Genomic DNA, 20,577 nt, shown 5'->3' with positions numbered 1-20,577 from the left:
ATGCCGCCGCTCCGAATGATGGGACGGCGAGCATACTACGGCGCACGGTGGGGGCTGCCAGCGTCTGGCAACGGTGAAATGCCGGCTAGCGTTGTCGAGCGTGAAAGGGCGTTCGGCGACCCGAACGCAGGCTGATCGGAATGTGCCGTCAGGTGGCGGCGGCAGGCGCGATGACCTGGGCGATCAATGCCAGCGCGGCGACCGTGCTCCAGACCACGACGTACCGCAGGGCCGCCCGACGGGCGCGCTTGCGGCGATAGTCCCGATGTGAGTCGGACACGTTGGGGTTGACGGCGCCGTTGGCATACGAGTCCCGCGAGGAACCGCTGGCGTAAGTCGATCCCACCCTGAGCCCCTTGGACGCGTGTCCGATGTCGTGCCGAAAAGAAGAAGCGCCCCGGCCCAGCAAGCTCACCCGCTCACGGTGACGGCCTGATTCCATTGCTGAGCAGCATCCTTGCTTGCGCATTGACCGGGCTGCCGGGGCGGATGACAGAATCGCGCCTGAACCAGCCGTGATGCCATCGGGTAATCGCGCTTTTAGGGGTAAGACTTTTCCTACCCTTCGCCCGGGCGCCAAATCGGCGGCGAGCGACTTCACGCGTGCGTCTCGCCTCGCTGGAATGGCTCGTAAGGTCCCGAGGCAGCATCGTGGACATGTGTGGACAAGTGTGACCACAGGAGGCGGCGTTCTGTCATGCAGGGCGGCCAGCCGCCATTGATAACAACGGATATCAGTGGATCGTCAGACTCGTCTCTGGGGCGCTCGGCGCCGTCGGTCCGGTCCAATCGTTGCTTGCCGCCGATTTGGCGTAGTTTTGGAATCGGCGGAACTTCCCGGCAGTGAAGCGAGGCCGGTTGCGCTTCGCTGCTCGCGGTGCGGCTGTGGTTCGCGCGATGTTGACTGCGAACGCGGTGAGGGCGAAACGCTCTAGAAGTCGTGGTGACGCCAGAGGTCGTCCCAATTTGGGACGCGTTCGCAATAAGCGAACATGCGCGCATCTTTGTCCGGATCCACGGGATTCGAGGGGGTAGCGCCGACAATAATGCTCTTTTTTAGAATCCAGCCCGACCGCTTGAGCAATGCACTAAGTCCAAGGGGGGAGAACACCCAGAAGTTCGTGGGGTCATTATTGGACTCGCGGCAGCTCAGGAAATAGGCCAGCGAGGCCTTGGCCACATCGGTTCCATCTGGCAACTGCGTGGCGACACGCGTCGAGAGCACCATTCGCTCGCCGTGCTGGGCGAGCGTCATAAGGAAGTTCATCGGATTGCGCAGGTGGTAAAGCAACCCGAGCGCGATCACCAGGTTGTAAGTGCGATTGAGCACGATCCCCCGGTCAATGTCTTGCTCCAACAGCGCCCCGGGGCTACGCCGCTGGGCACGCAGGTATCGCAATGCTTCAAGATCGTTGAAGTTCGTGGCCGGGAAATCCATGAAGTCGACCAGCGCACCGCGGGACTCGAAGAAGAAACCTAGGTCGCCATCCGCCGCGCCTACATCCAGCACCGACCACTTCAGGCTGCCTAGTCCGACCGTTTGCTGGACATCGTCGGGCAGGATCTGCTGGAGATGGCCGAGGTTTGAAAGGATTCGATACGGATACCAGCGGATATCCGGATTTGCACGTCGGGCTTCAGCGAGGGCGCCTTCGAACTCGCTGCCAAGACTCACCATGTCCTTCATGACGGCAGGTTTCATGAAACGCTCCGTAGGCACGGGATATGACCCTAGCACGCAAACAGTCATCGCATGGCGGCAGATGGATGTCAGCGTACCTGCAGCGAATTGCATGGCCGCAAGAGCGCTTAACAGGCAGCCCCTGGCCGTCTTTCAATCCGGTCCTGATGATTTCGCCGCCGCTCTGCTTGCCAATCGCGGTCTGTGGATGCATTGGCGCACTCCACGAGGATCAGGTCGCGCTGTACGAAAGCCGCTGATGGTAGCGGCGCGCTCCCCCGGTGCTCCCCCGCCTTCGGGGAGCGGGCCCAAACAAAAAAGCCCAGTAAGGCCTGAGAGCCTTACTGGGCTTGCGTTTGATCATGGTGGCCGGGGAGGGAATCGAACCCCCGACACGGGGATTTTCAATCCCCTGCTCTACCAACTGAGCTACCCGGCCATTCCGCAACGGGCAGGCCGTGCGAGAAGCGGAATGATACGGACGGGCGGCGGAGTGCGCAAGCCGGATATGCGCTGAACGGGTCAGGGCGGGGCGTCTGGCGCGTGCTTGTGGCGGGTGCATGATGGGCCGACAGTCCATGCCGCAGCCGTGCGGGCTGCAAGGAAATCCCATGAAAGCGCTTGTTTTCGCGGTTCTTTCCACCCTGGCCTTCAGCGCGTGCGCGGCCGATGCGCGCGTCAGCGACGCCGATCGCCTCGCGCTCTATCGCGCCAATGCGGGGCAGCCGGTCGCGAACTTCCAATACTTCGGACGGCTCGACGGCTGGACACCGCTGGGCGATTCCGCGCTCGCCGTATGGACGAAGCCGAGCACGGCTTACCTGATCGAACTGAAGGGCACCTGCCAGGATCTCGACTTCGCCAACGCCATTACCGTCACCAACCAGTCCGGCCGCGTGTACGCGAACTTCGACAAGGTCATCGTCCTCGGCCGGGGGATGAACCAGATGCCGTGCTGGATCAAGGAAATGCGCCCGATCGACGTCAAGGCGCTAAAGGCCGCCGAGCAGGAAAAGCGCCAGGCGCAGACGGCCGAGCGCGAGAAGACGACCTAGCTTTCGCCCTAACCTTCGGGCACGTAGCCGGCAGGCTTGGCCGCGTCGCCGCCGAAGAGGAACTTCTGCATCTCGCCTTCGAGGAAGGCGCGGTGCTCCGGGTTCATCGGCGAGAGGCGGTTTTCGTTGATGAGCATCGTCTGGTGCGCGAGCCACGCCGCCCATGCGGCCTTGCCGATGTGGGCGAACACGCGCTTGCCCAGTTCGCCGGGCCAAGGGACAAAGTCCAGGCCTTCGGTTTCGCGCTTCTCGTATTCGCAGTAGACGGTACGGGGCATGTCAGGTGCCTTGATTCGTTAGCAGTTTGCGGATCGGCGCCGGAATGCCGAGCGAAGTCAGTTCGTCGCGCGCGACCCAGCGCAGGTCGTCATTGTCGCCGATGCGCGCACGCGATTCGGCACGCACGCGCAGCGGCTGCAATTGCAGCTTGTAGTGGCTGAAGGCGTGGTCGATCGGCGACAACGCCTGAGCGCCGGCGTAATCGCCGGAAAGATGCTCGTCGAACCACTGGCGCGCCGCATCCGCGTCATCGGCCTGGGGCAGCGTCCACAACGATGCCCAGATGCCGGTCGGTGGGCGGCGCAGCATCAGGATGCGGCCCTGCGCGTCTTCGGCCCACAGGACGTGAGCGTATTTCTGCGGCGGCGTCTTGCCGGGCTTGGGCGTCGGCAGTTCGGCGACGCGACCTTCGCGACGCGCGACGCACTCGTCCTGCAGCGGACACAGTACGCACGCCGGGTCGCTGCGCGTGCAGAGCGTTGCGCCGAGGTCCATCTGCGCCTGCGTGTAGTCGGCCAGTCGCGTGTCGGGCAATTGCGGGCTGGCGACGTGCGCATCGACCAGCGCCCACAGCTTTTTCTCGACTGCCGGAAGGCCGGGATAGCCCTCGACGCCATGGTAGCGGCTCATCACACGCTTGACGTTGCCATCGAGGATCGCGTGCCGGTCGTTCCATGCCTGCGATGCGATCGCCGCTGCCGTGCTGCGTCCCACGCCTGGCAGCGCGGTAAGTGCATCCAGATCGCGCGGCAGCTCGCCGCCATGCAGTTCGACGCAACGCTTCGCCGCCGCATGCAGGTTGCGGGCACGCGCGTAGTAGCCGAGGCCCGACCACAGCGCGAGCACGTCGTCGAGCGGCGCCGCGGCGAGATCGCGCAGCGTCGGCAATGCCTGGACGAAGCGTTCGAAATACGGCGCGGCGGTTTTCACCTGCGTCTGCTGCAGCATGATTTCCGACAACCACACGCGGTACGGCGTGCGCGGATGCTGCCAGGGCAGGTCGTGGCGGCCGCTGACGTCGAACCAGGCGAGCAGGCGGGCGGCGAAGTCTTTGGTATGTCGTTCGGTCATGGCGTTTCGTCTTCGCCGAACTCGACTTCCACGCCTTCCAGCGTGGCACCGGCGATCTCCAGCTTCGGGGTGCTCAGGTGTCCCTTCAATGGCGGCAGCGGCGACGCACGATCGAACGTGTCGATCCAGTGCAGGATCGAGGGCAGGCGGAATTCGCCGTCGAAATCCGTCGTGTCGCGCCGCAGTTTCAGCGCGGTGCGGGAAGACAGATCCGCGCGCCCACGATAGTCGAGCGCGAAGGGCAGGGGCGAGGTGGATTCGCCCAGCGGCGACGGCAGCGCCGGCCAGGCGCGCGGCCACGACGACAGCGTGCCGTCGAGCTGCAGGCTCAGCGAATCGCCGAACGCGAACGCGCCAGTGCCCTGCAGGTTCGGCACCGCACCGCTGCCGTACACGACTGCACCGAGCGGCGCGATGCGAAGCGTGCCATCGCGCACGCGCAGCGGGCCGGCGAGGCCGTAGGTGAATGCAAGATCGGTCTCTCCGTTGCGATACGTCGCGTCGGCGCCCACGCGCATGCCGTCGAGGCCGATGCCGTCGGCCCCGTTGTGCAGTCGCCCGGAAAGCCGCATGCGCATCGGCATCGTCCACGGTGGCGAGAGCACATTGACGTTACCGACCACGCCAAGTCCCGCTTGCGCCGCCGGGCGCGTCAGCGCGGCGCGCACGTCGAACGGCACGCGCAGCTCGCCGGTGGCGAAGCGACCGAGCAGGCGCGCACGCACCGCGCGATCGGGATGGAACGACGGCACGTCGACGTGGATCTGTTCGACGCGCCAACCATCGCCCGCGACATTGCCACGCACGATGCGCAGGCCGTCGGTCAGCGTCGGCAGGCGCGGTTCCTTCGATGGCGGACGCGTCGCGAGCCAGCGTTGCAAGGCGGGCAGGTCGAGTTGCGGCGCGTCCAGTTCGATGCGGCGCACGGTGAGGTCGGCGCCGCGTGCGCGGATCGTCGACCACGGCAGCTCGAGCCGGATTCGATCGGCGCGCAGCAGCGGTGTCGCATCGCCCGGCTTGCGCGCGACGACACCGCGGATCGTCAGCATCGGCGTACCGCGCAGGCGGTATTCGCTGGCGCCACTCGACGTGATTTCCAGTCCGAGCGCGTTGCCGACCTGCGCGAGGATCAGCCGGGCCACGCGTTCGGGCTGGGATATCCAATGCAACGCGAGCGCCAGCATCGCCAGCGCGACCAGCAGCGCCAGCAGCCCGAAGCGGCGGCGGCGCGGTGGGGTTTCGGGCTCCGGCGCGGCCATGCGGTGCCGGCGTCGCGTCAGGCGCCGAGCGATTCGGGCAACAGCGCGTCGACGAAGGCTTCGGCGTCGAACACGCGCAGGTCTTCCGGACGTTCGCCAATGCCGGCGAAACGGATCGGGATGCCGAACTCGCGCGCGAGCGCGAACACCACGCCGCCCTTCGCCGTGCCATCGAGCTTGGTCACCACCAGGCCGGTCACGCCGACGGCCGCATGGAACTGGCGCAGCTGCGACAGCGCGTTCTGGCCGGTCGTGCCGTCGATCACCATCAACACCTCATGCGGCGCGGCGGTGTCGAGTTTCTGCAGCACGCGCTTGATCTTGCCCAGTTCGGCCATCAGGCCCTGCTGCGTATGCAGGCGGCCGGCGGTGTCGGCGATCAGCACCTGCGTGCCGCGTGCCTTCGCAGCCTGCAAAGCATCGAACGCGACGGACGCCGCATCGGCGTTCTGCCCCTGCGCGACGACGGGCACGCCGTTGCGATCGCCCCACGCCTGCAACTGCGCGACGGCGGCGGCGCGGAAGGTGTCGCCGGCGGCGAGCATCAGCGGACGGTTCTCGTCCTTGAAGCGCTTGGCGAGCTTGCCGATGGTCGTGGTCTTGCCCACGCCGTTCACGCCGACGGTCAGCAGGACGAAAGGCTTGGCGTCGACGTCGATCTGAAGCGGCTGCGCGACCGGCTTGAGCATCGCGACCAGGTCGCTGCGCAGCGCGGCGAGCAGCGCGCCGGCGTCGGCGAACTCGCGCGCCTTCATTCGCTTGCGCAGCGATTCGACCAGCTGCGTGGTCGCGCCCACGCCGACGTCGGCGGTGATCAGCGCGGTTTCGATCTCGTCGAGCAGGTCGTCGTCCAGGCGCGGATGACGCGAGAACAGCCCGCTGAAGCTGCGCGCGAAGGCCGAACCGCGCAGGCGATCACGCCAGCCGGTCTTGCCCGGTGCGGCCGGTTCGGCGACGGGATGATCGAACGCGATCGGGGCGACGTCGGCCTCGGCGACGACCGCGACCGGCTCGACCTCGAGCGCGGCGGCGATTACTTCGGCGGGAACGGGTTCCGGGGCGGCGGGGCGGGCGGGCTCGGCGACCGGTTCGACCGCGCGCGGCGCTGCGGCTTCGACCGCCCCGGGAGCCGGCGTTACTGGAGCCGGTTCCACCTGTTCGACGACATCGCGTTCGACGGTGTCGCTTTCGGCCTGACGCGACGGGAACGCCGCCGCCAGTTCCTCGACGCTGTAGCGTTCCTGCGCACCGGACTTTGCCGCATCGGTCGGGGACTGGGCTTTCTTGCGACGGAAAATGTCGAACATCGAGGCGGCGTGGGGGAATGCGCGAGAATGCGCACATGCTAGCACCGGCCCCAGCGAGCCCCCGATGAACAAAGCGCCCCGACGCCCGCCCGGCGCGGCCAGCACGTCCGCCAATGCCGGCAAGGTCCGCATCATCGGCGGGCGTTGGCGTGGCACCCGGCTGGGCGTGCCGGACGTCGCGGGTCTTCGGCCGACATCCGATCGCGTGCGCGAAACCTTGTTCAACTGGCTCATGCCGATGCTGCCCGGTGCGCGCGTGCTGGACCTGTTCGCCGGCAGCGGTGCGCTCGGACTCGAAGCGCTGTCGCGTGGCGCCGCCAGCGCCATGCTCGTCGAACGCGATCCGACGCTTGCCGCCGCGTTGCGCGCCACGGCCGCACGCCTGCCCGGCGGCGAGGCCGCGACGGTCGCGCAATCCGACGCACTCACGTGGCTGACCTCGCAGCCGGCGGGCGGCTTCGACCTCGCCTTCGTCGATCCGCCGTTCGCGGCCGGGCTGTGGGATGCGGTGCTTCCCGGCATCGCGCGGGTCGTGAAGCCGGACGGCTGGCTCTACGTCGAAGCTCCGCACGAGGCCGCCTTCGACCTGCCGCAGGACTGGCGTCCGCATCGCGAAGGCCGCACCCGCGAGGTGCGCTACGCGCTCTATCGGCGCGCTCCCGGCGGCCCCGCGACGGCCGCGCCCGCGCCCGGTTCCGCCACTGCTACACTGCCGGCCGCGCCGGCCAGCCCGGATTCCGGCGCCCTTGCCTGACCTTCGAATGACCGCGGCCCGAAACCGAATCGCCGTCTACCCCGGCACCTTCGACCCGATCACCAACGGCCACATCGACCTGGTCGACCGCGCCGCCCCGTTGTTCGAACGCCTGATCATCGGCGTGGCCGAAAGCCCGGCGAAGGGCCCCGCGCTCCCGTTGGCGCTGCGCGTGGAACTGGCGAAGAAGGCCACCGCCCACCACGACAACGTCGAAGTCCGCGGCTTCGACTGCCTGCTGGCGCATTTCGTCGCGCAGGTCGGCGCGGGCGTCCTGCTGCGCGGGCTGCGCGCGGTGTCGGACTTCGAATACGAATTCCAGCTGGCCAGCATGAATCGCCATCTCATCCCGGACGTGGAGACGCTGTTCCTCACCCCCGCGGAACAGTACGGCTTCATTTCCTCGTCGCTTGTGCGCGAGATCTCCCGCCTCGGCGGCGATGTCTCCGGCTTCGTGCCGCCGGCGGTCGACGCCGCGCTCCAGGCGCAGTGGCAACGCGCTCCACGCTGATCCGGCGCCGCCGGAACAGACGCTCCATCACCACCAACACCCGGAACAAACCGAGGGGAACCCGATGAAGACCACCACCCGTTTGCTGTTGATCGCCTGCCTGTCGATGCCGCTGCTGGCCGCCTGCAACAAGCAGGAAGAGAAGACCGAAGCCGTCGCCGAGGCCCCGCTGGCCGCGCCGACCTCCAACGACAGCACGGCGTGGGATACGTACCTGACGAAGGTGGTCACGCAGAAGATCGAAGGCGCGACCAACGTCTACCTGTACACGCTGCCCGATCCGGCCGGCGCCAACTTCCAGGGCGAGTACGACCGCCAGCTGGAGAAGGCGCAGGGCGACGTCGCCCGCGGCGGCGTGGACGGCACGCTGCTGGCGTTCGGCTCGCAGAACTCGGCCAAGTCGGCCGACCTCGCCATCGCGTCGTTCGCCCAGGCCCAGCCGGGCACGATGAAGGGCGTGCGCGTGATGTTCATCGGCGCGCAGGCCGATGCCGATCGCGTCAAGGCTGCCGTCGAGCCGTCGGGCGCCAAGTTCGAGTTCGTCGAAGCGAAGTGACGTTCCGGCCTGCGTCCGTTCGCGGACGGGGCTTTGCCGAAACGTCACCCCGGCGAAAGCCGGAATCCAGAACGGGCCCGCGAAAGCGGGCCCGTGCTTTTTCGGGGCGCGATGGGACACAGCGTGCCCGCCCGCGAAAAGCCCTACGCATCCCCTCATGCGACAATGCCCGCATGTCCCTGAAGATCAACGAGCTCTGCGTCAATTGCGACGTCTGCGAACCGGCCTGCCCGAACCAGGCCATCGCGCAGGGCGAGACGATCTACGTGATCGATCCGGCGCGCTGCACCGAATGCGTCGGCCATTTCGACGAACCGCAATGCGTGGTCGTCTGTCCGGTCGAGTGCATCGATCCCGATCCGGACCATCCCGAGACCGAACAACAACTGCTGGCCAAGCTGGCCGGACTGCGACTGGAGAACCCCTGATGCGGAATGCGTTGCGCGTGCTGGCCGGCCGGACCCTGTTGACCGCAAGCCTGTTGTTCCTCGCGACGACATCCCCGCTCCAGGCCGCGCCGAAGACCGCGCCGGCGAAAACCGCGGCGCAGCATCCGCCGGGCGCGGCCATCGCCAGCGCGCACGCGCTCGCGACGGATGCCGGCATGGAGATGATCCGCCAGGGCGGCAACGCCTTCGACGCCGCCGTCGCGGTGTCGGCGATGCTCTCGGTCGTCGAGCCCATCAGCTCCGGTATCGGCGGCGGCGGCTTCTTCCTGCTGCACGATGCGAGGACCGGCAAGGACGTATTCGTCGACGCGCGCGAAACCGCGCCGGAATCCGCCACGCCGCAGGCCTTCCTCACGAAGGACGGCCAGCTCGACAACGATCGCGCGACCAATGGCCCGTGGTCGGCCGGCATTCCGGGCCTGCCCGCCGCGCTGGTGCACGTCTCGCAGAAGTACGGCCGCCTGCCGCTGAAGACCGCGCTGGCCCCGGCGATCCGTGTCGCGCGCGAGGGCTTCGAGATCTACCCGCGCCTGGAGCGCGGCTACGCCAGTCGTCGTGAAGTGATGGAGCGCTACCGCGGCACGCGCGAGGTGTTCCTCGCCGACGGCACGCCGCCCAAGGCCGGCGAGATCCTCAAGCAGCCGGACCTGGCGAACACGCTGCAGTTGCTCGCCGACAAGGGTTTCGACGGCTTCTACAAGGGCGAGGTGGCGAAGAAGCTGCTGGCCGCGGTGAAGGAAGAAGGCGGCCGCTGGCGCGCCGAGGAACTGAGCGGTTACCGCGTGAAGGAACGTGAACCGCTGCGTCTGAAGTATCGCGGCTGGGACATCACCACCGCGCCGCCGCCGTCGTCGGGCGGCGTGGCGATCGCGCAGATGCTGCAGATGCTTTCGGGCTGGGACCTCAAGACGCTCGATGAAGCCACGCGCACGCATCTGATCGTCGAATCCATGCGGCGCGCCTTCCGCGATCGCACGATCTACCTCGGCGATCCGGATTTCGTGAAGATGCCGCTTGCCCGCCTGATCAGCGCCGATTACGCCGCCGGCCAGCGTTCGAGCATCCATCCCTCGAAGGCGACGCCGAGCGACCTGCTGCCGGGCCAGCCGGCGCCGCTGGAAGACGACGAGACGACGCATTACTCGATCATCGATGCCGACGGCAATCGCGTTTCGACCACGCAGACAGTGAACCTGCTGTACGGCTCGGGCCTGGTCGCGCCCGGCACCGGCGTGCTGCTGAACGACGAGATGGACGACTTCGCGCTGCGCCCGGGCACGCCGAACGCGTTCGGCGTGATGGGCTTCGAGGCCAACGCGCCTGCACCGGGCAAGCGCATGCTCAGCTCGATGACGCCGAGCTTCATCGAGTCGAAGGACGAACTGGCCGTGCTCGGCGCGCCGGGCGGCAGCCGCATCATCACCGAGGTGCTGCTGGGCATCCTCGGTTACGACGACGGCCTGAACGCGCAGCAGGTCGCCGCGAAGCCTCGCATCCACCACCAGTGGATGCCCGACGTGATCTCCGCCGAACAGGGCGCCCTGTCGCCCGAAACGGTGAAGGCGCTGGAAGCGATGGGCCACAAGGTCAACGCCGGCGAGAAGCCGTGGGGCAACCTGCAGACGGTGTCGTGGGACAAGCGCGCCAACACGCTGGAAGGCGGCACCGATCCGCGCAATCCGGTGGGCAAGGCGGACGTGCTGGTGAAGTGACGCTCCGGCCCGCGTGGCGTCGCGGCTTTGGCGGAGCATGATTCAGCGAAGGCCGGAATCCGGGCTGGGACGTCTGGCGCTCGCCGCAAAGCAACCACTAATCGACAGCGCTTTTTTTTGCACTGGCGATCCGATGCTTCCCCTTCGTTGCCCCTCACCCCAACCCCTCTCCCGGCGGGAGAGGGGCTTGAGCGAAGCTCCATTCGAATTCAACGCCGCCAGCGCTAAAATCGACCCGTCTGACGCAACGGTGACGCCATGAAACTCTGGTCCATCCTCGGCAACAGCCAGAAGCTCGACGGCGGTGCGATGTTCGGCAACGCGCCGCGTGCGATGTGGGCGCGATGGGCGTCGCCGGACGACGAAAACCGCATCGATCTCGCGTGCCGCGCGCTGCTCGCCTCGCCGCTGAACGGCAAGACCGTGCTGTTCGAGACCGGCATCGGTGCGTTCTTCGAACCCAAGCTGCGCGAACGCTACGGCGTGGTGGAAGACCGCCACGTGCTGGTGGACTCGCTGGCCGCGGCGGGCTTCAAGCCCGAGGACATCGACGTCGTCGTCCTCTCGCACCTGCATTTCGACCACGCCGGCGGACTGCTCGCGCCGTGGAGCGAAGGCCAGTCGCCGGCGCTGCTGTTCCCGAACGCGACCTACATCGTCGGTCGCCGTCATTACGAACGCGCGCTGGAACCGCACGCGCGCGACCGCGCCAGCTTCATTCCCGAACTGCCCGCGCTGCTGGAAGCCACCGGCCGGCTGGAACTGGTCGATGGCGAATACTCGAACGCGCTCGGCGATACCGTGCGTTTCCACTACAGCGACGGCCATACGCCGGGGCTGATGCTGGCCGAGATCGTCGGCCCCGACCGCGTGGGCGGCGAGACGCACGGCGGCGTGGTGTTCTGCGCCGATCTCATCCCGGGCCGCCCGTGGGTGCACGTGCCGATCACGATGGGGTACGACCGCAACGCCGAACTTCTCATCGACGAGAAGAAGGCTTTCCTCGCCGACAAGCTGCGCCGCAACGTGCATCTGTTCTTCACCCACGATCCGCAGTGCGCGCTCGCGCAGGTCGTGCGAGACGAGAAGGGCAAGTTCGGCACCGCGCACGAAGTGCCGGCGCTGCACGCGAGGGCGCTGGCGGCATGAGGTTGATGCGGGCGGCGTTCGCGCTGTCGTGCTTCTGCGCGCTGGCCGCTGGCGTCGCATTCGCACAGGTGGAGGCCGAGGAACCCATCGGCATTCCGCAATCCGGCGCAGGTCTGCGCGATCGCGATTTCGGCGTGGTCACGCGCCAATTCGGCCTCGACCGGCAGGTCGAGATGTACCAGTGGCGCGCCAGCGGCGACGGCTACACGCAGGTGTGGAACGCTGCGCCGATCGATTCGCGCGGCTTCGCGCCCGACCGCGCCAATCCGCCGAAACTGCCGATCGAAAGCCGCCGCTGGTGGGCGACCGAGGCCACGCTCGACGGCCACCCCATCGATGCGAGCGTGCTACAGACGCTAGGGCAGTGGCGCGTGTTCCGTCCGAACTTCTCGCGCCTGCCCGCGAATCTCGCGGCGTCGTTCCAGCCGGAAGGTGATGGCCTGGGCAGCGCGGAGAATCCACTGGAACCGCGCGTGGGCGATCTGCGCATCCACTGGCGCGAACTCCAGCTGCCGCCGCTGGAAGGCAAGGTCGAATTGCGCGACGGCCGCTGGCGCCTGTCGTCGAGCGCGGCGCAGGCGGCGCTCAGCGCGGCGAACGCGTCCAATGCGGTGGAACTGCCCGAGAACCAGGACCGCGCGTTGCTGCCGTGGTTGCTGGGCGGCGCGACCGTAGTGGTGATCGCGGGGTTGATCTGGCGTCGCTTACGGCGTCGGCGCGAGGCGTAGCACCGCCGCTCTTCCCCGGGTGCGCTTCGCTTACCCGGGCTGCGAAAGCAACGCGCGTCAGCGCGTGCCGGTGCGCAGGTTGGTGTCGCCGTGCAGGTGCATCAGCGATTCCATCAGCGCCTCGTCCGCGCTCGAACACACGCCGAGCAGCACCACTTCCTCGCAGCCGTCTGCGGCGATGTAGGCGTGGCCCATGTTCGAGTCGATGTACACCGATTGCCCGGCTTCCAGGATGATCGGGTCGTAGAACTCCGTGTGCACTTCCGCGCGGCCTTCGAGCACGTGGATGTATTCCTCGCCCGAGTGGTGCACGAGCTCGCCGAATTCCTCGATGCTCTTGGCGCGCACGCGCGTGATCACCGGGATCATGCGCTTGCGGCGCAGTTCGGGGCACAGATAGAAGTAGTCGTAATTGGGCGTGGTGACACGCACCGCGTCCTCGATGCGGCCGATGCTCCGGCGCGCCGTGACCGGCGGTTCGGGCGTGTTGTCGTCCTCGGCGAACAACTCCGACATGCGGATGTTGAGCCGCTGGCTGATCTGCTGGAGCTTGTCGTAGGTGAGCGTCAGGCGGTCGTTCTCGACCTTCGACAACGTCGACAGCGGAATGCCGCAGCGCTGGCTCATTTCCTTGAGCGTCCAGTCGTTGCGCGCGCGAAGGGCGCGCAGGAGGCTGCCGATGGTCGGGTGCTGCTGGGTCATGCCGGTGAACGCTCCTGCAGGGCCGGCGTGGGGCCGGCGTCCGGTCGGCCGAAGCCGAATGCCTGCAATTCTAGGTGACGTCCGGACTCGGTTGACAATTTTCCAATCAGGATCATTATCTCCAACGGGGTTGGTTGGTGTCGGGCCGTGCCTGCCGCACGGGGCTGCAATCACTGGGTGGGGAGTTTTTCCTTGATGAAGAGTCCGAACAGGCGCGGTGTCTCGCGTCCCGTCGCCGCGGCGCTGCTGTCGCTGGCCATGTCGATGTCCGCCATCGCGGCCGGGCCCGCCGGGCAGGCGCCGGTTCCGCCCAAGGCCGAACCCGCACTGCCGCTGCCGCCGGGTGACGCCACCTCGGTCGCCGTGCCGGTGCCTGCCGCCAACGAACGCCTGACCGCCGCCGATCTGGAGGCCTGGGTCGACGGCTTCATGCCGTACGCGCTGGAGCAGACCGACGTCGCCGGCTCCGTGGTCGTCGTGGTGAAGGACGGCAAGGTGCTGTTCCAGAAGGGCTACGGCTACTCGGACCTCGCCACGCGCAAGCCGGTCGATCCGGCGCAGACGCTGTTCCGCCCGGGCTCGGTGTCCAAGCTGTTCACCTGGACCGCGGTGATGCAGCTGGTCGAGCAGGGCAAGCTCGACCTCGACAAGGACATCAACACCTACCTCGACTTCAAGATTCCGCCGTACGACGGCAAGCCGGTCACGCTGCGCAACGTGATGACCCACACCTCGGGCATGGAAGAGGTGATCCGCGGCCTCATCGCGAACAACGAGAAGGAAATCGCGCCGCTGGATGCCACGCTCAAGCACTGGATTCCCGAGCGCATCTACGAACCCGGCAGCACGCCGGCCTATTCGAATTACGCCACCGCGCTGGCCGGCTACATCGTCCAGCGCGTGTCGGGCGAACCGTTCGAGAAGTACGTCGCCAACCACATCTTCGCGCCGCTGCAGATGCAGCACTCCAGCTTCTCGCAGCCGCTGGAGAAGAACCTGCAGCCGATGGTGTCAAAGGGCTACAAGACCGCGTCCGACGGCAAGCCGCAGCCGTACGAATACATCAACCTGGCGCCGGCCGGCAGCCTGGCGTCGACGGGCGCGGACATGGGCAACTTCATGATCGCGCACCTGAACAATGGCGCGTTCGGTGACGCGCGCATTCTCGGTGAAGCCACCGCGCGCCAGATGCACGAGACCGGGCAGGAGTCGATCAAGCCGCTCAACCGCATGATGCTGGGCTTTTACGAGACCAGCGTGAACGGCCATCGCGCGATCGCGCACGGAGGCGACACGCAGTGGTTCCACAGCGACCTGCAGCTGTTCCCCGACGACAACATCGGCATCTACGTGTCGACCAACAGCGCCGGCAAGGACGGCAGCGCACGCCTGATCCGCGACGGTCTGGTCACCGGTTTCGTCAACCGCTACCTGCCGGGTCCGGCGAACGTCGCGAAGGGCATCGACGAGGCGACCGCGAAGGAACACGCCCAACTGATGGCCGGCTCGTACAACAGCAGCCGCCGCGCCGATTCCAACTTCATGAACCTGGTCTACATGCTGGGGCAGACCAAGGTCGTCGCGAACGAGGACGGCACCATCAGCGTGCCGATGCTCGCCGGCTACAGCGGCGCGCCGAAGAAGTGGCGCGAGATCGCCCCGGTCGTGTGGCAGGACACCGGCAGCGGCGACCGCCTCGCGGCGGAAGTCGTCGACGGGCGCGTGGTGCGCTTCAGCGCCGAACCCATCGCCGCGATCATGGTCTTCCAGCGCGCCGCGTGGTGGCAGACGCCGGGCGTGTTCCTGACGATGCTCTTCGGCAGCCTTGCCGCGCTGCTGTTCACGGTGCTCGCGTGGCCGGTTTCGGCGATGGTGCGTCGCCACTATGGCGCGCGCTATCCGCTGGCCGGACAGGACGCCCGCGCGCATCGCTGGGTCCGCATCGCCTCGCTCGCGGTGCTGGTGTCGGTGGGCGCGATGATCGGCATGGTCTTCGCGATGATGTCCGACCTGTCGATGATGTCGCCGGCCAGCGACGCGTACGTGATCGCGCTGCGCCTGCTCTGCACCATCGTGCTGCCGCTGGGTGCGCTCATCGCACTGTGGAATGCGTGGGTCGCGCTGCGCAGCCCGCGTTCGTGGTGGGCGAAGTTGTGGAGCCTGGCGCTCGCGGCGGCCTGCCTGTCGCTGCTGTGGATTGGTTTCGCCACGCACCTCATCGGCTTCACCGCCAACTACTGACGAACCCACCTGCGCGGCGGCGCGATGTCGCCGCGCACTCCAGGGAGCATTGCCGTGACCAAGACCGCCCGCGTCCAGCTCGGACTGCGGAACGAGGACCTGCGCCTGTCCGCACCGTTCCGCATCTCCGGACACGTCTTCGAAGTATCGCCGGTGACGCTGGTCACCCTGCAGAAAAACGGGCGCACGGGGCGCGGCGAAGCGGCCGGCGTGTATTACACGCGCGACACGCCCGCGCTGATGCTGCTGATGATCGAGAAACTGCGCGATGTGCTCGAACGCGGCATCGGCCGGCAGGAACTGCGCACGCTGCTGCCGTCCGGTGGTGCTCGCAACGCGGTCGATTGCGCATTGTGGGAACTCGAAGCCGCCATCGCCGGCGTGCCTGCGTGGGAACTGGCGAAGATGGAGAAGCCCAAGCCGCTGCTCACGACCTTCACCGTCGGCGCGGACGATCCCGGCGTGATGGCCGAGCGCGCCCGCGCCTACACGCATGCGCGCGCGATCAAGCTCAAGCTCACCGGAGAAGCCGATCTCGACATCGCGCGGCTGCGTGCGGTGCGTGCGGCGCGACCTGAAGTCTGGATCGGCGTGGACGCGAACCAGGGCTACGTGCCCGACACGCTCTCGCAGCTGCTGCCTGCGCTGGTCGACGAAGGCGTGTCGCTGCTGGAACAACCGTGTCGTCGCGGTTACGAAGCCGAACTCGATGGCGTCGATCGCGCGGTGCCGATCGCCGCAGACGAAAGCATCCTCGACCTGGACGAACTGGAAGAACGCGCGCACTGGTTCGACGTGGTGAACATCAAGCTCGACAAGTGCGGCGGCCTTACCGAAGGCCTGATGATGGCCCGCCGCGCGCGCGAACTCGGCAAGCGCGTGATGGTCGGCAACATGGTCGGAACGAGCCTGGCGATGGCGCCGGCGTTCCTGCTCGGCCAGTTCTGCGACATCGTCGATCTCGATGGTCCGCTCTTCCTCGACCACGACCGAAAGCCGGGCGTGGTCTACGCCGACGGCCATGTCGATTGCCCCGATACGGTGTGGGGCACGCCGGATGCGGTGATCGCGTGAGCGCGCCGGCCGCCCCGCGCGATGGTGTGCGCTGGTTCTTCAACCAGCCGCCGGGGCTGGCGATCCTGTTCCTCACGCAGATGTGGGAGACGTTCTCCTACTTCGGCATGCGCGCGCTGCTGGTCTATTACATGACCAAGCAGCTGCTCATCGGCCAGCAGCAGGCGTCGATGATCTACGGCGTGTACACCGCGACGGTGTACTTCACGCCGATCGTCGGCGGCGTCATCGCCGATCGCTGGCTTGGCCGGCGCCGCGCCGTGATCATCGGCGGCGCGATCATGGCGTTCGGCCATTTCCTGATGGCATCCGAATCGCTGTTCTTCTTCGCGCTCGCCGCCATCGCGCTGGGCAATGGCCTGTTCCTGCCGAGCCTGCCGAGCCAGATCGACGGGCTGTATGCGAAAGACGATCCGCGTCGCGGTTCGGCCTACAACTTCTACTACGTCGGCCTGAACCTCGGCGGCCTGCTTGCGCCGCTGGTGTGCGGCACGCTGGGCGAGGTGTATGGCTGGCACTGGGGTTTCGGTGCCGCGGGCATCGGCATGCTCGGCGGATTGCTGCTGTACGTGTTCGGCCAGCGCTGGCTGCCGCAGGAGCCGCCGCGTTCGGCACGCGTCGTGGAAAAGACCACCGACGCCACGCCGCGCGACGCCTTGAAGCAACGCGTGATGGCGCTGGTCGCCGTCGCGCTCTGCGTGATGGTCTTCCGCGGCGCGTACGAGCAGACCGGCAACACCATCGCGCTGTGGGCCGATGCGGGCATCGACCGGAACTTCCTCGGCCTGGTGATCCCGATGACGTGGTTCCAGGCGTTGAACCCGTTGCTGGTGATCGCGCTGACGCCGGTGCTCGTCGCGCACTGGGTGCGGCAGGCGCGCCGCGGCCGCGAACCGACGCCGGCGCGAAAGATGGCGATGGGCGCGTTCGGCGTGGGCGCGGCGTTCGCGATGCTCGCCGTCGTCGATGCCTCCGCGCACGGGCAGGCGAACTGGGTCTGGCTCGCGCTGTTCTTTCTCGTGCTCACCACCGGCGAGCTCTTCATCCTCCCGATCGGGCTGGGCCTGTTCGCGCGGCTCGCACCGAAGGGGCATGGCGCAACGACCATCGCCGGCTGGTTCTTCACCTCCTTCGGCGGAAACCTGCTGGCCGGTGCGCTGGGAATGCTGTGGACCTCGTTCGGCCCGTCGGCGTTCTTCGGCGCGATGGCACTCGTCGCCGCGGCGGCGGGGACGCTGCTGCGCCTGCTGGACGGCGCGGTCGGCCGGGCTGAGGCGGGAAACGCCACGGCAACGATGGTATCGAAACTTGCGCCTGAACGCGCCCAATCGGATTGACATGTTTCCAATCAGGATGTTTATATCCTGAAAGGGAGTAGAGGAGCGCGACATGGCGACCGGGTTTCCCTTCAATGACAGACGCCAGCGGCCCGAAGTGATGGGCGCCGCGGCGTCGCAGCCCGGGCCATTGATCGAGCGCCCCGCGCTTCCGCAAGACCACCAACACGATCCGGCCCGGGCGCACGCCCGCGGTCGTTCCTACGTCGACTTCGCATCCGTGCCGGGCGGCCAGAACCGCCCGCATCGCGACGTCTTGGGCTGACAGACCGGTCGAAACCGGCGAACTCTGGGGAGAGGGGAATGCACATGCACGACACGCGCGAGATGGCGATGCGACGTCGCCCGCTGACGAAGGCGATCACCCGGTCGCTGGCGGTGACGACGCTGGCCGTCGCGCTCGCCGCACCGGCCATGGCGCAGCAGGGCGCGACGCAGGCGCCGGCCGACGACGTCGGATCGCAGCAGGCGATCACCACGCTCGACAACATGACCGTCACCGCGAACAAGCGCGTGGAAAACATCCGCGAGGTCGCCACCGCCATCACCGTGCTGGGCGGCGAGCAGTTGGAAAACCTCGGCGCGACGCAGATGTCCGACTACGCCAGTTACGTGCCCGGGTTGCAGCTGCAGTCCAGCGGCACGCCGGGGCAGACGCAGGTCTCGATGCGCGGCATCGCGGCGCTGTCGCCCGGCTCCACGATCGGCACGTACCTCGACGAAACGCCTGTCGGCTCCAACAGTCTTTACCAGCAGGCGACGCTGTTTTCCCTCGACCTGTTCCCGTACGACATCGAGCGCATTGAAGTGCTGCGCGGACCGCAGGGCACGCTGTACGGCGCCGGCGCGATGGGCGGCCTGCTGAAGTACATGACGCGCAAGCCCGACACGTCGAAGACCGAGTTCCGCATCGGTGGCGGCGTGTCCGACACCGAAGGCGCGGGCGACCTGGGCACCAACTACCGCGTCGGCATGAACCTGCCGCTGGTGCAGGACAGCCTCGCGCTGCGCGTGAGCTACGCGCGCAACGACATCGCCGGCTACGTCGACAACCTCGTCGATGGACGAAAGGACATCAACGAAGGCGACCAGACCAGCGCACGCGCCGCGCTCGCGTGGGAAAGCGACGTCGTCGACGTGCAGTTCGCCGCCATGCGGCAGGAGATCGACAGCAAGAACAACGCGATCATCGCGCTGGATCCGGAAACGCATGAACCCATCGCCGGCCTGAGCAACTACGTCTACGAGAACGAGCCGTTCATCAAGGACCTCGATCATTACTCGCTGACGGTCGACTGGGACCTGGGCTTCGCCGACTTCGTCTCGGCGACGAGCTACTCCGAGACGCATACCAGCATCACCACCGACCAGACGCTGACCTACGGGCCGTTCACGCAGGTGCTCGGGCTGCCGGAAGCGGGCAGGGCGCGGCTGAACTACACGCTGGACCTCGACCAGTTCACGCAGGAATTCCGCCTCACGTCCAAGTCCGGGCAGCCGTTCGAATGGCTGGTCGGCACGTTCTATTCCGACGAGGACGGCGACAACTTCCAGACCGTGCCGATCATGCAGGCCGATGGCTCGCCGATCCCGGGGCTGAGCACGCTGGGCGACCTGTCGATCCCCAGCACGTACGAGGAAACGGCGGTCTTCGCCAACGGTTCCTACAAGTTCAACGACTGGTTCAAGCTCGGCGCCGGCGTGCGCTTCTCGCGCAACGAGCAGGATTTCGCGCAGATCGTCACCGACGGCGTGTTGCTGCCCATCGGCACCAACGTGAACTCCTCCAGCGAGGACGTCTTCACCTGGAGCATCACGCCGCAGTTCCAGCTCAACGAGGACGTGATGGTGTACGCGAAGGCCGCGACCGGCTATCAGCCCGGCGGCCCGAACGTGCTCGCGCCGGGCCTGCCGCCGGTGGTCGATTCCTCGATGCTCACCAGCTACGAGATCGGCATGAAGTCCGCCTTCGCCGACAACCGCGTCGCGCTGGACCTCACCGCGTACCAGATCGACTGGGAAGACATCCAGGTCGCCTCGCAGGTCAACGGCGTCAGCGGCCTGGTCAACGGCGGCGAAGCGACGAGCCGCGGCATCGAGGCCTCGTTGCAGGTTCGACCCATCGACGGTCTGACGCTCGGCCTCAACGCCGCCTACAACGACGCGAAGATCGACGAGGACTTCCCGACGATCGTCGTGCCCGCCGGCCCCGCACAGGTCGAGGTCAACACGGGCCTGAAGAACGACCGCATGCCGTACGTGCCGGACCTGACCTGGTCGCTCACCGCCGACTGGTACGTCCCGCTGGGCGGCAACTGGAGCGCGAATTTCGGTGGCGGCGTGCGCTGGGTGGATGACCGCACCAACGCCACGACCGAACGCCAGATCGTGCGCCTGCTCGATCCGCCGACCGTGCTCGACGAAACCATCACCGAGCCGCTGGTCATCGACAGCTACACCGCGTTCGACCTGTACGCCTCGTTCTCCAACGACAACTGGACGCTGCGCGCGTACCTGAAGAACGCCACCGACGAGCGCGCGTATTCGACGATGAACGACATCGTCAACCAGGTCACCGACGAAACGCACCACACCGCGGCGACGCCGATCCAGCCGCGCACGTTCGGCGTGGAAGTCGATTACCGCTTCTGAAGCCTGTGGGACGCGGGCGGCCGCAACGGTCGCCCGCGCGTTGCGGCGCGCCCGCGCGGG

At 67.3% G+C, this 20,577-nt stretch carries 20 protein-coding genes and 1 tRNA gene; 13 read left to right on the top strand and 8 right to left on the bottom strand.

Annotation, left to right across the window (positions count from 1 at the left end):
* Window positions 1-148: 148 nt before the first annotated feature.
* The 3 genes from GOY17_RS13850 to GOY17_RS13840 form a co-directional block, all read right to left on the bottom strand.
* Window positions 149-442 (bottom strand): hypothetical protein, encoded by a 294-nt coding sequence (locus GOY17_RS13850; protein ID WP_157030841.1) that lies wholly within the window; start codon window positions 440-442, stop codon window positions 149-151.
* A gap of 489 nt (window positions 443-931) precedes the next feature.
* Window positions 932-1,702 carry a class I SAM-dependent methyltransferase gene (locus tag GOY17_RS13845; RefSeq protein ID WP_157030840.1) on the bottom strand — a complete coding sequence of 257 codons (771 nt, stop codon included), beginning with the start codon at window positions 1,700-1,702 and terminating at the stop codon, window positions 932-934.
* A gap of 342 nt (window positions 1,703-2,044) precedes the next feature.
* Window positions 2,045-2,120, bottom strand: a tRNA-Phe gene (locus GOY17_RS13840).
* A gap of 172 nt (window positions 2,121-2,292) precedes the next feature.
* Here GOY17_RS13840 and GOY17_RS13835 point away from each other — a divergent pair.
* Window positions 2,293-2,736: a DUF6491 family protein gene (locus tag GOY17_RS13835; protein WP_157030839.1), complete on the top strand. Its 444-nt coding sequence runs from the start codon at window positions 2,293-2,295 to the stop codon at window positions 2,734-2,736.
* Window positions 2,737-2,744: 8 nt separating this feature from the next.
* On the opposite strand, the gene GOY17_RS13830 is transcribed toward GOY17_RS13835, so the two are convergent.
* Genes GOY17_RS13830 through ftsY form a run of 4 tightly spaced genes read right to left on the bottom strand, consistent with a single transcriptional unit; the run spans window position 2,745 to window position 6,652 of the window.
* A complete protein-coding gene (locus GOY17_RS13830) occupies window positions 2,745-3,014 on the bottom strand; it encodes an oxidative damage protection protein (protein WP_157030838.1) in 270 nt (89 codons plus the stop codon).
* A gap of 1 nt (window position 3,015) precedes the next feature.
* Window positions 3,016-4,086: an A/G-specific adenine glycosylase gene (gene mutY, locus GOY17_RS13825; protein ID WP_157030837.1), complete on the bottom strand. Its 1,071-nt coding sequence runs from the start codon at window positions 4,084-4,086 to the stop codon at window positions 3,016-3,018.
* Window positions 4,083-5,345 (bottom strand): AsmA family protein, encoded by a 1,263-nt coding sequence (locus GOY17_RS13820; RefSeq protein WP_157030836.1) that lies wholly within the window; start codon window positions 5,343-5,345, stop codon window positions 4,083-4,085. Before GOY17_RS13820 ends, mutY begins: the two co-directional genes overlap by 4 nt.
* A 17-nt stretch (window positions 5,346-5,362) precedes the next feature.
* Entirely contained in the window at window positions 5,363-6,652 is a 1,290-nt protein-coding gene (gene ftsY / locus GOY17_RS13815; protein WP_157030835.1) for a signal recognition particle-docking protein FtsY, read from the bottom strand.
* A 64-nt stretch (window positions 6,653-6,716) separates the two neighbouring features.
* Here ftsY and rsmD point away from each other — a divergent pair, with 64 nt between their 5' ends.
* The 7 genes from rsmD (at window position 6,717) to GOY17_RS13780 (ending at window position 12,511) form a co-directional block, all read left to right on the top strand.
* Entirely contained in the window at window positions 6,717-7,406 is a 690-nt protein-coding gene (gene rsmD / locus GOY17_RS13810; RefSeq protein ID WP_157030834.1) for a 16S rRNA (guanine(966)-N(2))-methyltransferase RsmD, read from the top strand.
* A gap of 7 nt (window positions 7,407-7,413) precedes the next feature.
* Window positions 7,414-7,917 carry a pantetheine-phosphate adenylyltransferase gene (gene coaD / locus GOY17_RS13805; protein WP_115842401.1) on the top strand — a complete coding sequence of 168 codons (504 nt, stop codon included), beginning with the start codon at window positions 7,414-7,416 and terminating at the stop codon, window positions 7,915-7,917.
* Between the two features lie 64 nt (window positions 7,918-7,981).
* On the top strand, window positions 7,982-8,473 hold the full coding sequence (locus tag GOY17_RS13800; RefSeq protein WP_115842400.1) for a hypothetical protein: 492 nt from the start codon (window positions 7,982-7,984) through the stop codon (window positions 8,471-8,473).
* Window positions 8,474-8,646: 173 nt separating this feature from the next.
* Window positions 8,647-8,901, top strand: a complete 255-nt coding sequence (locus tag GOY17_RS13795; protein ID WP_115842399.1) for a YfhL family 4Fe-4S dicluster ferredoxin — start codon at window positions 8,647-8,649, stop codon at window positions 8,899-8,901.
* A complete protein-coding gene (ggt, locus tag GOY17_RS13790) occupies window positions 8,901-10,634 on the top strand; it encodes a gamma-glutamyltransferase (RefSeq protein ID WP_157030833.1) in 1,734 nt (577 codons plus the stop codon). The genes GOY17_RS13795 and ggt overlap by 1 nt, the downstream gene beginning before the upstream one ends.
* 258 nt (window positions 10,635-10,892) lie before the next feature.
* A complete protein-coding gene (locus GOY17_RS13785; RefSeq protein WP_157030832.1) occupies window positions 10,893-11,783 on the top strand; it encodes an MBL fold metallo-hydrolase in 891 nt (296 codons plus the stop codon).
* A complete protein-coding gene (locus GOY17_RS13780) occupies window positions 11,780-12,511 on the top strand; it encodes a TMEM43 family protein (protein WP_157030831.1) in 732 nt (243 codons plus the stop codon). The genes GOY17_RS13785 and GOY17_RS13780 overlap by 4 nt, the downstream gene beginning before the upstream one ends.
* Window positions 12,512-12,568: 57 nt before the next feature.
* On the opposite strand, the gene GOY17_RS13775 is transcribed toward GOY17_RS13780, so the two are convergent.
* Complete coding sequence (locus tag GOY17_RS13775; protein WP_115842395.1) at window positions 12,569-13,213, bottom strand: helix-turn-helix domain-containing protein; 645 nt, start codon at window positions 13,211-13,213, stop codon at window positions 12,569-12,571.
* Between the two features lie 195 nt (window positions 13,214-13,408).
* Here GOY17_RS13775 and GOY17_RS13770 point away from each other — a divergent pair, with 195 nt between their 5' ends.
* The 5 genes from GOY17_RS13770 to GOY17_RS13750 are packed head-to-tail and all read left to right on the top strand — an operon-like array spanning window position 13,409 to window position 20,517.
* Window positions 13,409-15,454, top strand: a complete 2,046-nt coding sequence (locus GOY17_RS13770) for a serine hydrolase domain-containing protein (protein ID WP_157030830.1) — start codon at window positions 13,409-13,411, stop codon at window positions 15,452-15,454.
* A gap of 54 nt (window positions 15,455-15,508) precedes the next feature.
* On the top strand, window positions 15,509-16,528 hold the full coding sequence (locus GOY17_RS13765) for a dipeptide epimerase (protein WP_332310572.1): 1,020 nt from the start codon (window positions 15,509-15,511) through the stop codon (window positions 16,526-16,528).
* The gene (locus tag GOY17_RS13760; protein WP_198173688.1) at window positions 16,525-17,865 is read left to right on the top strand and encodes a peptide MFS transporter; all 1,341 of its coding nucleotides are present in this window, start codon (window positions 16,525-16,527) and stop codon (window positions 17,863-17,865) included. The genes GOY17_RS13765 and GOY17_RS13760 overlap by 4 nt, the downstream gene beginning before the upstream one ends.
* Before the next feature lie 52 nt (window positions 17,866-17,917).
* A complete protein-coding gene (locus tag GOY17_RS13755) occupies window positions 17,918-18,130 on the top strand; it encodes a hypothetical protein (protein ID WP_157030827.1) in 213 nt (70 codons plus the stop codon).
* 38 nt (window positions 18,131-18,168) lie between these two features.
* Entirely contained in the window at window positions 18,169-20,517 is a 2,349-nt protein-coding gene (locus GOY17_RS13750) for a TonB-dependent receptor (protein ID WP_157030826.1), read from the top strand.
* Window positions 20,518-20,577 lie beyond the last annotated feature (60 nt).

Origin of the sequence: Lysobacter soli, assembly GCF_009755585.1 — a bacterium.
Lineage (GTDB): Bacteria > Pseudomonadota > Gammaproteobacteria > Xanthomonadales > Xanthomonadaceae > Lysobacter_J > Lysobacter_J soli.
The sequence above is the reverse complement of the archived record's forward strand: the minus strand, read 5'-3'. Positions and strand labels throughout refer to the sequence as shown.

Coding starts and splice junctions, on each gene's coding strand:
- mutY (WP_157030837.1), bottom strand. CDS start 4,086: ATGACCGAACGACATACCAAAGACTTCGCCGCCCGCCTGCTCGCCTGG.
- ftsY (WP_157030835.1), bottom strand. CDS start 6,652: ATGTTCGACATTTTCCGTCGCAAGAAAGCCCAGTCCCCGACCGATGCG.
- GOY17_RS13780 (WP_157030831.1), top strand. CDS start 11,780: ATGAGGTTGATGCGGGCGGCGTTCGCGCTGTCGTGCTTCTGCGCGCTG.
- GOY17_RS13795 (WP_115842399.1), top strand. CDS start 8,647: ATGTCCCTGAAGATCAACGAGCTCTGCGTCAATTGCGACGTCTGCGAA.
- GOY17_RS13775 (WP_115842395.1), bottom strand. CDS start 13,213: ATGACCCAGCAGCACCCGACCATCGGCAGCCTCCTGCGCGCCCTTCGC.
- GOY17_RS13750 (WP_157030826.1), top strand. CDS start 18,169: ATGCACATGCACGACACGCGCGAGATGGCGATGCGACGTCGCCCGCTG.
- ggt (WP_157030833.1), top strand. CDS start 8,901: ATGCGGAATGCGTTGCGCGTGCTGGCCGGCCGGACCCTGTTGACCGCA.
- GOY17_RS13770 (WP_157030830.1), top strand. CDS start 13,409: ATGAAGAGTCCGAACAGGCGCGGTGTCTCGCGTCCCGTCGCCGCGGCG.
- GOY17_RS13835 (WP_157030839.1), top strand. CDS start 2,293: ATGAAAGCGCTTGTTTTCGCGGTTCTTTCCACCCTGGCCTTCAGCGCG.
- rsmD (WP_157030834.1), top strand. CDS start 6,717: ATGAACAAAGCGCCCCGACGCCCGCCCGGCGCGGCCAGCACGTCCGCC.
- GOY17_RS13820 (WP_157030836.1), bottom strand. CDS start 5,345: ATGGCCGCGCCGGAGCCCGAAACCCCACCGCGCCGCCGCCGCTTCGGG.
- GOY17_RS13830 (WP_157030838.1), bottom strand. CDS start 3,014: ATGCCCCGTACCGTCTACTGCGAATACGAGAAGCGCGAAACCGAAGGC.
- GOY17_RS13755 (WP_157030827.1), top strand. CDS start 17,918: ATGGCGACCGGGTTTCCCTTCAATGACAGACGCCAGCGGCCCGAAGTG.
- GOY17_RS13800 (WP_115842400.1), top strand. CDS start 7,982: ATGAAGACCACCACCCGTTTGCTGTTGATCGCCTGCCTGTCGATGCCG.
- GOY17_RS13845 (WP_157030840.1), bottom strand. CDS start 1,702: ATGAAACCTGCCGTCATGAAGGACATGGTGAGTCTTGGCAGCGAGTTC.
- coaD (WP_115842401.1), top strand. CDS start 7,414: ATGACCGCGGCCCGAAACCGAATCGCCGTCTACCCCGGCACCTTCGAC.
- GOY17_RS13850 (WP_157030841.1), bottom strand. CDS start 442: ATGGAATCAGGCCGTCACCGTGAGCGGGTGAGCTTGCTGGGCCGGGGC.
- GOY17_RS13785 (WP_157030832.1), top strand. CDS start 10,893: ATGAAACTCTGGTCCATCCTCGGCAACAGCCAGAAGCTCGACGGCGGT.